The sequence below is a fragment of the Bradyrhizobium sp. WBAH42 genome (assembly GCF_024585265.1).
GTDB lineage: Bacteria > Pseudomonadota > Alphaproteobacteria > Rhizobiales > Xanthobacteraceae > Bradyrhizobium.
The window spans coordinates 7,807,567-7,820,221 of sequence record NZ_CP036533.1; the positions used below are offsets into that span (position 1 = coordinate 7,807,567).

The window sequence follows — 12,655 nt, forward strand, 5'->3', positions numbered from 1 at the left end:
GGCGCGTAGAACCTCAACCACATCGACAGGAGGAAGTCATGACAGTCACAGTCAACCCCGCAAAGGTAAAAACCATGGATATGAAGCTCGAGATCGTCGTTCTTCCAGTTTCCGATGTTGAACGCTCAAAGCACTTTTACGCCAGCCTCGGCTGGCGTCTCGATGCCGACTTCGCCTTCGAAGACGGTTTTCGCGTGATCCAGTTCACGCCGCCTGGTTCTGGTGCGTCAGTTATCTTCGGCACCAATGTCACAGCAGCAGCGCCAGGCTCGGCCAAGGGCCTCTATTTGATTGTGTCGGACATCGTGGCGGCACGCCAGGAGCTGCTCACCCGCGGCGTCAAGGTGAGCGAGGTGTTCCATGGCGGCAAGACGCATGCCGGCACTGACGAGCCGCACCTGTTTGGTAGTGTCCGAGTCACCGGTCTGGATCCGGAACGCCGCAGCTACTTCTCGCTGGCATCGTTCAGCGATCCCGACGGTAACGGCTGGCTGCTGCAGGAGATCACTACGCGCTTCCCGGGCCGCGTCGAAGGCAACACTGCCTTCGCCTCGGTCGCCGATCTTGCGGCGACACTGCGCCGGGCGGCCGCAGCGCATGGCGAGCACGAGAAGCGCGCCGGCGGCGCATACGACGTGAACTGGCCGAACTGGTACGCCGAGTACATCGTAAACGAGCAGGCCGGCAAGCCGCTGCCGCAGTAAAGCGACGGCGCTTCCCCTGACAGCTGCGGTTCGCCGACGACCGGTTAACCGCACACCTTCCGATAGTTCACCGCGGAGTGCGTGCCATGAGCAATCGCATCCTAGTCTTCTACGGCTCTTATCGTTCCGACCGGATGGGCATTCGGCTCGCCGAATTCGTGGTCGAGCGGCTGCGAAGCCGCGGCGACGACGCGGAGCTGATCGATGCTAAGGCCGTCAACCTACCGATGCTTGACCGCATGTATAAAGAGTATCCGAAGGGACAGGCCCCAGCCGCGCTCGAAGAGCTGGCTCAGAAGATTAGGAGCTCCGATGGCTTCATCTTCGTCACCGGGGAATACAACTGGGGTGTGCAGCCGGGCCTGAAAAACCTCACAGACCACTTCCTAGAGGAGTGGTTCTGGCGACCTGCCGCGATCGTCAGCTATTCGGCCGGGCGTTTGTCCGGTGCACGTGCCGCTACCGCCTGGCACGGCACGCTTTCCGAGATGGGCATGGTCGTGACCTCAAGCACGATCGCGGTCGGTCCGATCGGCCAGACGCTGTCCGCCGAAGGGGAGACAATCGGCGAGGGCGGCAAGGCGCTCGAACTGTCTTTCCCGCGTTTTGCCGACGATCTCAGCTGGTGGGTCGAAGCGGGAAAGGCGCAGCGGCAACGCAAGCCGCCGCCGTACTAGGCCTTGGATTCAATTGACCTCAGCCAAAACCCATTCATGCTTCCAGTGAATACTTCCCTGTGTAAGCAAAGGAGGCCGAACATGACCGCGTTGCCCTCTTTACTCACCCGGCGCGGCCTCCTCGCAGGTTCAGCAGCAATTGGTGCTGTCAGCTTGCTTCCTATACATTCGATTTCAGCAGGCGCGCAATCGAACCAGGGAAGGTCCGTGCTTGGTACGGCTGAAGCCGACGCAATTCTTCCCTTCCGCGTCAATGTCCGGGGTGAAGATCTCGATAGTCTTCGCCAGCACCTCGCGGCAACGCGCTGGCCGACCAAAGAGCTCGTTGAGGACCGGTCGCAGGGTGTGCAGCTGGCGACGCTGCGGGCTCTTGCTCGCTACTGGGCGACTGAGTACGACTGGAGCAAGTGCGAGGCCCGGCTGAACGCACTGCCACAGTTCACCACCGTAATCGACGGGGTGAAGATCCATTTCATTCACGTCAAGTCCCGGCATGAGAACGCGCTGCCGCTGATCATAACGCACGGTTGGCCTGGCTCGGTCATCGAGCTCCTCGATACCGTCGGTCCGCTGACCGACCCGACCAAGTATGGTGGCACGCCCGAGGATGCATTCCACCTGGTGCTGCCGTCCTTGCCCGGCTACGGCTTCTCGGGTGAGCCGACCGAACTCGGCTGGGACGCCGCCCGCATCGCGCGTGCATGGGCGAAGTTGATGGATCGCCTCGGCTACACCCGCTACGTCGCCCAGGGTGGCGACGTTGGAGCGGCAGTAACGGATGCGGTGGGGCGCCAGGCACCGAAGGGACTGTTCGGAATCCACATCAACTTGCTCGCGGGTGTTGCGGCAATGTCCGACAAGCTGCCCGCAGAATCCGAGAAGGAACGCGCAGCGCAGAAGGCGGCCGCCACATTCAGGACGAGCGGCTTTGGCTACTTCCTGGAGCAGTCGACGCGACCGCAGACGATCGGCTACTCCCTGCTGAATTCACCCATCGGGCTCGCGAGCTGGATGCTCGTCCATGACACGGACAGCTACTACAAGATTTCCCAAGCCTTCGTGGAGGGGAAGCCCGCGGGCAATCTCACCCGGGACAACATCCTCGACAACATCACGCTGTACTGGCTGACGGGCACTGGGGCCTCGGCGGCACGGTGGTACTGGGAGGCCGGACAGGCCGCGGCCCGTGCGGCCGGCAAGTCTCCTCCGGCGGTCGCGGTTCCTGTGGGATTTACGACGTTCCCCGGCGAAATCTTTGCTGCGCCTCGAAGTTGGGTCGAGATCATGTACCCCGGCCTTGCCTACTTCAACGAGGTTGAACGTGGCGGACATTTCGCTGCCTGGGAGGAGCCACTTCTGTTTTCAGACGAGTTACGTGCAGCCTTCAGACCGTTGCGCAATAACTAAAGGCTCGAGAATATTCGCGCATGAGGAGCCGACAATGGTCTACGTGCTCCTGAAGACCGAGTACACGTCTGGCTCGCCATTCGACTTGCGAGTCCGGGCTTCGATGAAAGTTGGAGCGGCACGACGCTGGGATCGCCCTTGCCAACAGCACCGGGTTATGCAGATGGGGACGACACGATCGGGAGTAGTGTCCTTTCGTAAGTCCGGTATTGGCCCATCTGCGACATCTGATCATCTCTAATGCCGGTTCAGTGTTGGAAAGTGACCGGAAATTTTTGCACCAGTTTAAGCTGGAAGAATGAGAAAGATCCGGGACGAGGTCCTCTAAGCGGTTGTCTCGTTTGATGGGCCCCTGATTTCCCGCTTCGCCTCAAGCCAGGTCACGGCCCACAGGGCGGCCGGCGCGCTCCCAGAGCTCCTGCGCTCGCGCCTTGATCTCTCGATCTCGCGTGGACGAGAATAGTCTCTGCCTCAGTTAGTCGGCAAACCGTCTCGAACGGCTGGCCGGCACAGCCCGACGCCAAAATCGTTCTCCGTTTATCGGTACTTACGCCCTAATGCTGATCAGCGCCGTTTTGATTGTGGCGGTAGCGAGCTTTGCCTCGCTGATCTGGCCGGCGTCTTGATTGCGGTGAACATCCGTCTCGCGTCTAAGCCGCTTCAGCCTCAAGCTTCTGGCTGCGCTTTAGATTGATGAGGTTCAAGAGATGCGCCGAGGCGCGCGCATCGCAAAGGGCCCGATGATGATTCTCAAGCTCGATTCCATAAACCTCGCAGAGCTTGCCCAGCCCGTAGGATTTATGCCCCGGATAGCGGCGCCTCATTCCAGCGCACGTGCAGAGCTTCGGAAACCTGAAGCGCCGCCCGATACGCTCGAATTCGTGGGCGATGAAACCGTAATCGAAGCTGACGTTGTGGGCGACGAAGATGCCGTCACCCATGAACTCCATGAGGCAGTCCGCCACTTCGGCGAACAGAGGTGCGTCCCGAACCATTTCGTTGGTGATGCCGGTCAGTTGAACGATCTTTGCCGGGATGGAACGTTGCGGGTTTAGGAGTGAGTGCCACTCGTCCACGACACGGTGGTTGCGCACCTTCACAGCGCCGATCTCGGTGATGCGGTCGCCGTTCGACCATGAGCCGGTGGTCTCGATGTCGACCACCACGTAATCCTGCTCGGGGTCAAAACGATAATCGACCCGGCCGATCTCAGCCATGATGCCGGCGGCGCCGAGTTGACGAAGGCGGGTCAGTTGGTTGCGGCGGATCACATCCCCTTCCGCCTTGACCTCCATAAAGGAGGCCTTGCCGTCCTGGACCAGCATCAGGTCGGGAAAGCCGTCGCGCATGCCACGGAAATCGTCGCACATGCTGCGGACGATGCTGGCGACGCCGGCTGGATCGGATCCTTCAAGCAGGGCGCGCAGCGCCTCCAGTTGCACGTGATCCCAGCTGAAGATCCCGTTCGGGCGGCCCCATTTCGCTGCGACGGTGCGGAGAATCAGCGGGAGGGCGGATCCGGACGCGATGGCTGCTAGTTTCTCGTCGATTGTCGCGGCGAAAAGCCGGCAAAAGCTGCGGTCCTTCAGACAATGAGGTAGCCAGTCGAACCCGCTGGGCATCCGCATGTTCTCGAACAGCTCGTCCCAGAAGAGCAGCCCGAACAGCGTGTGCCACAATACGTTCTCAGTGAAAAAAACCTTCGTGCCCTCGCGCCGCAGCACGCCCGCGACGCCCGCTTCGGGATTGCCGCGATGGGTATCGTCGACGGTGATCGTGCGGCCAGACCGCAAAAGTTCGGTGTAGAGGCCTGTACGCCTGCCGCCGAACTTACGGGCGTAGAAGTCGGTGGCGAAGAGATGTTCGCCATCGCTGGCAGGATCATCGATCATCCGCTGCAGCAGCGCTTCGGCCTCAGCCTTGTCGCCCATGTTGTAGAGCAGGCGAACCAAGCGCTCGTTGCAGTCGGGAGAAGGCCCGGCACGGTAGAGCTGCCGGGCGAGATCGTTCTCGCCCGCCTTCTCGAAGAAAAGCCCGGTCTGATGCGCGGCTCGGCAGCGGAGATCGGCGGCGAACTGGGTTGGGCAGGGGGGACCGGCCAGCACGTCGATGGCCGCCCGTCTGTGGACAGTCTCCGATCCGTCCTCCAGACTGTCCAGAACCTGGCTGTAATGAAACGAGGCCAGCGCCTCCTCTGCATCGGTGAAGCGTGCGCTGAACGATGTCTCGCGGTTGGTACGAAGGATTCCTAAATCGCGCAGCGCGAAATTCTTCAGATCCACCTCGGTCTTGCCGAAATAAAGGTAGAGCAAGAACTCGATCGGCCGCGTCCCATCGAGCGCGATGAAGTTGCGGGCGCCGCAGTGCTGCGCGGCGACCGAAAAGGGGATGCTCTGTAGATAATAATCGATGAACTTCGGCTTCGACCATGATTTGCGGACGTCTCCTCGTCCGGCCGCCTGCGCGCCAGTCACGAGGATGTCCTTTGGCAGACATGAGACGAAGGCTGCATAGTCGGCCTCGCCGAGCTCGCGTGCGTGACCAGCCGCAGTCAGATCGGATGCCGCCCGCCCGACGTCATCGATCTCGGGGTAGTTGAACAGGGATCTGTTGAATATGGCACCGCGCCTGTTGATCATGCGGACCAGCAGGCATCGTGCATCCCTCGATAGGCCCTCGAACTGCGCTATGAAGGCGTGATGCTCCGGACCAAGCACGGGAGCGTACGTCCACTGCACGAAGCCGAGCATTTCGGCGAAGTGGTCGAGGTAATAATAGACAGGCAGTTGAGGCAATTTGGCCAAGCGGACCTTCGCGGGGCAGAATCGTTCGTTCTATTTCTGTTCTAACGCTGTCCTCAGTGTCAAGGGCCTCGACTGGCTACTGACCAGAGCCGCGGACATCTGCCGTCGTAGGCACACCGTCTTCCTTCACGCCGCGCGCGACGATCTGCAGCGCGCCGTCTGGAAGCGGCCGTTGCAGTTCCAAGGCTTCATCCGCCGGAGCCGTCATCCAGATCTCGACCTCTTCGGGCGTGGTCAGGATCACCGGCATGGCCTTCGGGTGGATGGCAAACACTTCGGCATTCGCCTCCGTTGTGAGGAACGCATAGAGGTCGTTGGTGGTCTCGCCTTCCTTGACCTTCCGGACCGAGGTCCAGTTGGTCCAGATGCCCGCGAAGCAGGAGAGGGGGCGGCTCTCGTCGAGTGCAAACCAGATGTCGCCGCCCTCGGCCTTGTTGAACTCGCTGAATGAGTTGAATGGCACGACGCACCGGTTTTCCACCCCCAGCCAGCGCGTCCAGTGCTTGCTCTTCACGTTGCGGATGTTGGTCGTGCCGCTGTCGGGCTCCATTCGGAGTAATTCCTTGAAATCGACGGTCTTGCCCTTGGCTTGCAGCTTCTCGGCGCGCTTCTTGGTTGCGTCCATCAATGCTTTCGAAGATGACGGCATGCCCCAGCGGGCGGTCGCGAGTTCGCGTCCCCTGGCACCGGTGCGGATGATGGGCGCCTTGTAGTCGGGAAACACGCCAGGCATAGGCGCGAGGTTGCCGACGTATTGGTTGATCACGCGGAACAGCGCGCTGATGGCGGCTTGGTTCGTCGTGATCGAGTAGAGGTTGCACATCGTCACGTCTCGGGAGAAGAAGGGCGGGGATGATGCGCGAGCTGTAGCAACGTCGCGGCAGGGCGGCGTCCCGCCTTAGCACATTTGTTGCACCGGAGCCTGCTTGCCAGATCGTGGACAAAGGTTGTCGTGACATGCGGCAATGCTGCCAAGATCAACATCACGTTTAGTCTTGCAGCGCGAGCACTGGATATCGAGCCAAGGGTAGCCGCCGTTGATTGCCTGATCGACCGTGGGGGAGGGATCGATGGGTTCGCCGTTCGCCCACATGCGTTCGTTCCAGCTCTCGCACAGGAGGCGATCGGCCTGCTTGATCAGCGCCTCGCCTTCGGCGCGAGCCGCTGCGGACTGCGCAGCCAAAATGGCGGTCATCGCGCGCGCTTTGCTGAGCTCCTTGCCCAAAGCCTTGCGGTCGCCACCGGAGAGCGGCGTCGGGTGATGCTTCGGAGCCATGCGAGCGTGTGTGCGGTCAAACCGGTTCGAAGGCCGGCCAGCAGCCGTCCTCCTCGTGTCGGCCAGTTCGGTCCTGACAGGTGTTGTCCAGCAATCGCTGCGCAACCTCCTTCCATCCGGCCTGCTGCCCGTAGAGACGGACCGCGTCGGCCTTCTGAATTTCAACGATGCGCTCGCACCTGCGGCAGGAAACCCGCAGGACATGCTGCGAGATCTCGCTAAGGCGGAGGCTCGGGCCCGAACGTCCGGCATCAGCAGTGTGGACATGGGCATCATCGAGGAGGGCGCGCCAATACTCTTCCGGCAAGTCATCGCCGGGCCCGAGCGGACGCTCCCTCGCGGGCGCTCTACCCATTGATGCTGCTAACTTTTCCATCTGTTTCGGGGTGGGCATGCGCCAACTCGCAGGTCGATCGGTCATGGCGGCAATTAGAACATAAAGAGAACAAATGTCGAGTCAGGCAAAAGGGGTCCGTTGAAAATTTCCCGGGTCGGCGAGCTCGAGGAGCCATTTGACCGTTGCAGCTTCTCTCAAAAAATTTCGTCCACACGTCTTGAAACTGCTCCCTAGCTTCCAATTTCCTTCGGCGTCGTCGCAAGACGATCGGGATGCCGTTTGGGTCCCGCGACTGAGACGGGCACCGGTCGTTTCCGGTGCCGCTCGTAACCATTTTGCTCTCAGGAGGATCTGGCTATGCGCACTCTTGATTTTTCGCCCCTCTTCCGGTCGGCCATCGGCTTTGACCGTGTCTTCGATCTCGCCGAAGCCGCCCAGCGTGCCGGCGAGGAGACCTATCCCCCCTACAACATCGAGCGTCTCGACGAACACCGCTTCCAAATCTCGATCGCTCTCGCCGGTTTTAGCCCTGAGGAGCTCGCTCTGACGGTCGAGCAAAACGTACTGACTCTGGAAGGACACAAGAGCGAGAAAGAGGGTAAGACCTTCTTGCATCGCGGTATCTCGACCCGCAATTTCAAGCGCCAGTTCACGCTCGCCGACCACGTCGAGGTCAAGGGCGCCAACTTCGAGAACGGCTTGCTCGTCATCAGCCTACAGCGCGAGATCCCTGAAGCAATGAAGCCGCGCCAGATTGCAATCAACGGCTCCGGGCCGAACAAAGTCACTCAGATCGAATCTAGGGCCGCTTAAGCCCAGAATGGCTGAACCGCGCGGGTCCTCCCGCGCGGCTATTCCTCAAACTCGTCTTGGAAACGGAGGAAGCCATGCGGCTGACGACCGCTCATCACGATCACGTTGTCGATCCGAACGCCAGCATGCATCCCGGTAGTGTAACGAAGATGCTCGATGAAAACCTTGCCTGCATCCGTTTACATCGCAACAATATACGCCGCTACCGCAGTCTGCTGGAGACCCATCTGTCGGAGCTAGAGCGGCAATTCATCGATCTAGACGGAGGCCCCGACGTGCAACACGTCGGGGGCTGTTGCTTGGGAGGTATTCACTGAGAGGCGCAGAGAAATACCTTCCTTCGAGTTGGCTTCGACGCGCCTGCTTCGTCCGTCAGAGGATGAAATCCGCCGTGTGCAGCACCGGCGCTCCGACAAGCATTATGACGCCGTCGTTGCTCGCATTGTACCCGGGCGTGCTGTCGTTGATGACGACGTAGGTTCCGGCATCCTTGCCGCCTTTAATAGTTACTTCAGCAGCCCCGTTAGCCACGAGATTGTTGGCGTTAAGAAAGTTCGCGAGATCTGTGGAGAGATTTCCGGTGCCTTTCACCGTTCCTGTGGTCAAGCTCATAAGCTCATGCCCAATCTGCAGATGGTCGGCACCGGGGGTAAAATCGTTGATGGTGTCGAAGGCCGCGGCACGAGAGTTCGCTAGCGTCGTAAAGACAAAGTTGTCACTTCCGCCCCCGCCAAACAAGGTATCGGCTCCCGCGCCGCCGTCAATCGCGTTGCCGGTCGAATTTCCCGTTAGATTGTCATTTCCTGATCCCCCGGTGACGTTCTCCACGCCCGAGATGGAGTTAAAGCCTGTCGCGGTTGCGGGCGATAACAGATTGACGGAGACGCTTGAGTTTGTTCCGGCGTAGCTCAGAGTGTCAGTACCGCCAAGAAGATCGAGAGTGACTTTCTCGACGTTAGTAACTGTGCCACCCTCCAGTCCAATGATGCTGCCGCTCCCGGACACAATGACGTGGATCGTGTCGGCGCCGGCCGTGCCGGTGATGGTGAGAGTGTCGGCCCCTTTGCCGCCGTCCATCCTGTCGGCACCGTCGCCAACTTGGTAAAGGAAGTTATCGTTGCCATCTCCGCCATTCAGACTGTCGTTGCCGCGCAACCCCTGTAACGTATTGTTGCCCGAACCGCCGGTGAGCACGTCTTCCTCATCTGTGCCGGTGATCGTCGCCGCATCATTGGTTAACGTGATGCCGGCGACGTTGGTCACCGTCACCGCAATCGCCTGCGTGTCGATGCCGCCGTTGCCGTCCGCAGCTTGGACGGTCACGTCATAGACGTTGTTGCTGCCGCTATCGCTCGGAGCCTCGAAGTTCGGTGCCGTGACGAAGGTGAGCGCGCCGGTCGTTGCGTTGATGGAGAACTTGTTGGAGTCCGCGCCGCCAGTGATCGAGTAGGTCAGCGTCTGTCCGGCATCTGGGTCGGTCGCCGTAACTGTCATCACCGCGGTGGTGGTGTTCTCTGCAACCGAAATCGCTGCCGTGGTGCCGGCGCCGTTCGAGGTGATGGTCGGCGCCTCATTCGCATTCTGCACCGTCACGGCAATCGCCTGCGTGTCGATGCCGCCATTGCCGTCTGAGGCTTGGACGGTCAGGTCATAGACGTTGTTGCCGCCGGCATCGCTCGGAGCCTCGAAGTTCGGCGCTGTGAGGAAGGCAAGCGCGCCGGTCGTTGCATTGATCGAGAACTTGTTGGAGTCCGCGCCGCCAGTGATCGAATAGGTCAGCGTCTGTCCGGCGTCCGGGTCGGTTGCGACAACCGTCGTCACCGCCGTGGTGTTCTCTGCGATCGAAACCGCCGCCGTGTCGTTGCCGCCGTTTGAGGTGATGGTCGGCGCCTGGTTCTCGTGTTCGTCGGTTACAGTCACCGCAATTGCTTGCGTGTCGGCGCCGCCGTTGCCATCCGCAGCTTGGACCGTCACGTCATAGACGTTGTTGCTGCCGCTATCGCTCGGAGCCTCGAAGTTCGGCGCTGTGAGGAAGGCAAGCGCGCCGGTCGTTGCGTTGATCGAGAACTTGTTGGAGTCCGCGCCGCCAGTGATCGAATAGGTCAGCGTCTGTCCGGCGTCCGAGTCGGTTGCGACAACCGTCGTCACCGCCGTGGTGTTCTCTGCGATCGAAACCGCCGCCGTGTCGTTGCCGCCGTTTGAGGTGATGGTCGGCGGATCGTTGAGCGCGCTGACATCGATCGTCACGGTCGCCGTCTGGGACACATTTTCTCCCGGATCTATGCCAGCGCCGCCGTTCCAGTGCTGCGAAATTTGCGTGGTGGAGAGGGCGTGGTCCCAGATGGTCACGTTGTCGACGACACCATCGACCGTGAAATTGCGCGGGTCGCCGGTGTTGCGTCCGCCGATCAGAAGCGGCCCTGACGAGGGTATGATCGCGCCGCCTCCTGAGCCGCTCAGGACCTGGGTACCGTCTACAAACAGGTTGAAGGTGGTGCCGCTACGCTCGGCAACAAACTGGTGCCACTCTCCCGTGGCAATCGTCAGCGGATCTGACGTGAGGACTGCTACTCCAGCGGCATAGAATTGCAGACGGTGGTCCCCCAGAACCGTGAACGTCCAGCCCGGTCCGCTGTCGTTGGTAAACTTCTCAATCAAGGTCGATTCCCGGCTGAGGTCATCGAACTTGACCCACAGCTCAATAGTAAAATCGCTCGAACCAAAATCGAAGGCCGAGGGGTCGGTGCTGAGCACGGCGCCGCTGCCCTTGGCGCCATCGAGAGCCAGCGCCTCGCCAAACAAGCCCGGCGCAAAGCCGGCGCCGCCAGTCAGCGCCAGGTGATGGTCGTTTCCGGAATCATCCGCGCCGCTGCCGCTGAAGGTCCAAGTCCCCGCCGTGCCGGCGCCCACCCCATCGTCGCGCACGTGGAAATCGAATGTCGCGTAGTCGCTGCCATTTGCATCGGCCCCTGCCGTGAAGGTCAGTAGACCGGAGGCGATGGCCGCCGGCGAGACGACAAGACCGCTTGCCACCTGCGCCGCCGTGATCGCGACGCCGTCCAACGCCAGCGTGCCGGCCGCGGGGATCGAAGTGATGACGATGTGGCGCAGGGCGTCGGAGGGCTGATCAGCGTCGTTGAACGCGAAATCGGCCAGCGTGAACGTGTAGGTCGTATCTTCGGCCGCGGTCACGGTGGCGCTTGCGGTCGCCGGCGCCTCGTGCTGGTTCGTTACCGTGACCGCAACCGCCTGCGTGTCGATGCCGCCAAAGCCGTCTGAGGCTTGGACAGTCACGTCATAGACGTTGTTGGCGCCGGCATCGGTCCGGATCTCGAAATCCGGCGCGGTTATGAAGGCGAGCGCGCCGTTGGTCTCGTTGATCGTGAACTTGGCCGCGTCTGCGCCGCCGGTGATGGCATAGCTTAACGTCTGGCCGGCATCTGGGTCGGTTGCCGCAACCGTCGTCACCGCGGTGGTGTTCTCTGCAACCGAAACCGCCGCCGTGTTGCCGCCGCCGTTCGAGGTGATGGTCGGAGAGTTATTTTGCAGAAAGACCGAAAGGGTGTCGCTGCCAAAATTGCTAGTCACAACATCCATATGGCCGTCGCCGTTCAAATCGCCCGCTGCTACGGCAAATGGGCTAGCTCCAAAAGAAGAAAAAGTGACGGGGGATTGGAATGTCCCATCACCGTTGCCCAATAAGACCAGCATGTTACCGGAGTCTATGACGGAAACGATGTCAAGCTGCCCATCATCATCCACGTCACTGAGGATTGCGTCATAAGGAAGCTGCGCTGTGTTGTAGGTCGTCCGAGGCTGGAAGGTACCGTCGCCATTGCCTAGCACGACCGCAATCAGGCTTTGAGAAGGGCTGGAAGTGACGACGTCTAAATTGCCGTCTCCATTCAAATCAGCGACAGCAACGGAGTTGCTGTTGCCAGCCCCGATCGCGCTTTGTGACTGGAATGTGCCGTCGCCATTGCCGAGCAAGACAGAGACATCTGCGCCGTTGTTGCCGACAACGAGGTCGCCCTTTCCGTCACCATTAATGTCAGCGACAGCAACAGATATTGGATAACTATCAACGTTAGAGGCAGTTTGGTAGTTGCCAGTCGGAGGTTGAAAGGAGCCGTCGCCGTTACCCAATAGGATTGAGACTCTCCCGGCATAATAATTTGTCTCAACAATATCTTTTTCCCCATCACCGTTCACGTCTGCCGCAGTTAGCGAGCCTTGTTTGGAAAGAGCTGGGTAGGTGACCTGACTTTGAAAGGTGCCATCGCCATTGCCGAGCAATACGGATACAAATTCAGATTGATTATTCGCAACAACAAGGTCAGCTTTGTCATCCCCGCTGATCTCGGCAACCGCAATCGATATGGGCTGCCCACCGGTCGCATAAACAACTCTGCTTTGAAACGTACCATTACCGTTTCCCAGCATGATGGACACATCATTTGAGAAATAGTCCGATGAGATCAGGTCAAGTAGCCCATCCCCATTCACGTCAGCGATCTTGATCGCATATGGCCTACTTCCGGTCGCGTAATCCGTTCTCAAAAAATTGATGCTCATGCCGTCTCTCCTCATTCATGGGGGTTAAGCACATGCAATTCGGAACATTGAGAAGGGCGGAG

The 12,655-nt window shown here is 60.2% G+C and carries 10 protein-coding genes and 1 pseudogene; 5 read left to right on the forward strand and 6 right to left on the reverse strand.

The genetic code is table 11. The features are described 5' to 3' along the window. Nucleotides 1-38: 38 nt before the first annotated feature. From DCG74_RS36590 to DCG74_RS36600, 3 genes are all read left to right on the forward strand, one after another. Nucleotides 39-704 carry a VOC family protein gene (locus tag DCG74_RS36590; protein WP_172787578.1) on the forward strand — a complete coding sequence of 222 codons (666 nt, stop codon included), beginning with the start codon at nucleotides 39-41 and terminating at the stop codon, nucleotides 702-704. A gap of 86 nt (nucleotides 705-790) precedes the next feature. Beyond that, the gene (locus DCG74_RS36595; RefSeq protein ID WP_172787579.1) at nucleotides 791-1,381 is read left to right on the forward strand and encodes an NADPH-dependent FMN reductase; all 591 of its coding nucleotides are present in this window, start codon (nucleotides 791-793) and stop codon (nucleotides 1,379-1,381) included. An 81-nt stretch (nucleotides 1,382-1,462) separates the two neighbouring features. Continuing rightward, entirely contained in the window at nucleotides 1,463-2,788 is a 1,326-nt protein-coding gene (locus tag DCG74_RS36600) for an epoxide hydrolase family protein (protein ID WP_172787580.1), read from the forward strand. A 370-nt stretch (nucleotides 2,789-3,158) separates the two neighbouring features. On the opposite strand, the gene DCG74_RS38895 is transcribed toward DCG74_RS36600, so the two are convergent. From DCG74_RS38895 to DCG74_RS36625, 5 genes and pseudogenes are all read right to left on the reverse strand, one after another. Beyond that, nucleotides 3,159-3,263 carry a DUF2934 domain-containing protein gene (locus tag DCG74_RS38895; RefSeq protein ID WP_246708920.1) on the reverse strand — a complete coding sequence of 35 codons (105 nt, stop codon included), beginning with the start codon at nucleotides 3,261-3,263 and terminating at the stop codon, nucleotides 3,159-3,161. Nucleotides 3,264-3,438: 175 nt separating this feature from the next. Beyond that, on the reverse strand, nucleotides 3,439-5,592 hold the full coding sequence (locus DCG74_RS36610) for a 3'-5' exonuclease (protein ID WP_172787581.1): 2,154 nt from the start codon (nucleotides 5,590-5,592) through the stop codon (nucleotides 3,439-3,441). Between the two features lie 76 nt (nucleotides 5,593-5,668). Next, a complete protein-coding gene (locus DCG74_RS36615; RefSeq protein WP_172787582.1) occupies nucleotides 5,669-6,415 on the reverse strand; it encodes an SOS response-associated peptidase in 747 nt (248 codons plus the stop codon). A gap of 2 nt (nucleotides 6,416-6,417) precedes the next feature. Beyond that, nucleotides 6,418-6,868: pseudogene (locus tag DCG74_RS36620) on the reverse strand (hypothetical protein). A gap of 16 nt (nucleotides 6,869-6,884) precedes the next feature. Further along, nucleotides 6,885-7,289 (reverse strand): hypothetical protein, encoded by a 405-nt coding sequence (locus DCG74_RS36625; RefSeq protein WP_172787583.1) that lies wholly within the window; start codon nucleotides 7,287-7,289, stop codon nucleotides 6,885-6,887. 273 nt (nucleotides 7,290-7,562) lie between these two features. Between DCG74_RS36625 and DCG74_RS36630 the strand changes: the two genes are divergently transcribed. After that, nucleotides 7,563-8,018 carry an Hsp20 family protein gene (locus tag DCG74_RS36630; RefSeq protein ID WP_172787584.1) on the forward strand — a complete coding sequence of 152 codons (456 nt, stop codon included), beginning with the start codon at nucleotides 7,563-7,565 and terminating at the stop codon, nucleotides 8,016-8,018. 74 nt (nucleotides 8,019-8,092) lie between these two features. Continuing rightward, complete coding sequence (locus tag DCG74_RS36635) at nucleotides 8,093-8,335, forward strand: hypothetical protein (RefSeq protein ID WP_172787533.1); 243 nt, start codon at nucleotides 8,093-8,095, stop codon at nucleotides 8,333-8,335. A 55-nt stretch (nucleotides 8,336-8,390) separates the two neighbouring features. Here the strand turns inward: DCG74_RS36635 and DCG74_RS36640 are convergent, their stop codons facing one another. After that, the gene (locus tag DCG74_RS36640; RefSeq protein WP_210268411.1) at nucleotides 8,391-12,593 is read right to left on the reverse strand and encodes an S-layer family protein; all 4,203 of its coding nucleotides are present in this window, start codon (nucleotides 12,591-12,593) and stop codon (nucleotides 8,391-8,393) included. Between the last annotated feature and the right edge of the window lie 62 nt (nucleotides 12,594-12,655).

Bases quoted from the DNA above. Each gene is read 5' to 3' on its own strand.
- DCG74_RS36630 (WP_172787584.1), top strand. From the start codon at position 7,563: ATGCGCACTCTTGATTTTTCGCCCCTCTTCCGGTCGGCCATCGGCTTT.
- DCG74_RS36640 (WP_210268411.1), bottom strand. From the start codon at position 12,593: ATGAGCATCAATTTTTTGAGAACGGATTACGCGACCGGAAGTAGGCCA.
- DCG74_RS36625 (WP_172787583.1), bottom strand. From the start codon at position 7,289: ATGACCGATCGACCTGCGAGTTGGCGCATGCCCACCCCGAAACAGATG.
- DCG74_RS36635 (WP_172787533.1), top strand. From the start codon at position 8,093: ATGCGGCTGACGACCGCTCATCACGATCACGTTGTCGATCCGAACGCC.
- DCG74_RS36600 (WP_172787580.1), top strand. From the start codon at position 1,463: ATGACCGCGTTGCCCTCTTTACTCACCCGGCGCGGCCTCCTCGCAGGT.
- DCG74_RS36615 (WP_172787582.1), bottom strand. From the start codon at position 6,415: ATGTGCAACCTCTACTCGATCACGACGAACCAAGCCGCCATCAGCGCG.
- DCG74_RS36590 (WP_172787578.1), top strand. From the start codon at position 39: ATGACAGTCACAGTCAACCCCGCAAAGGTAAAAACCATGGATATGAAG.
- DCG74_RS36595 (WP_172787579.1), top strand. From the start codon at position 791: ATGAGCAATCGCATCCTAGTCTTCTACGGCTCTTATCGTTCCGACCGG.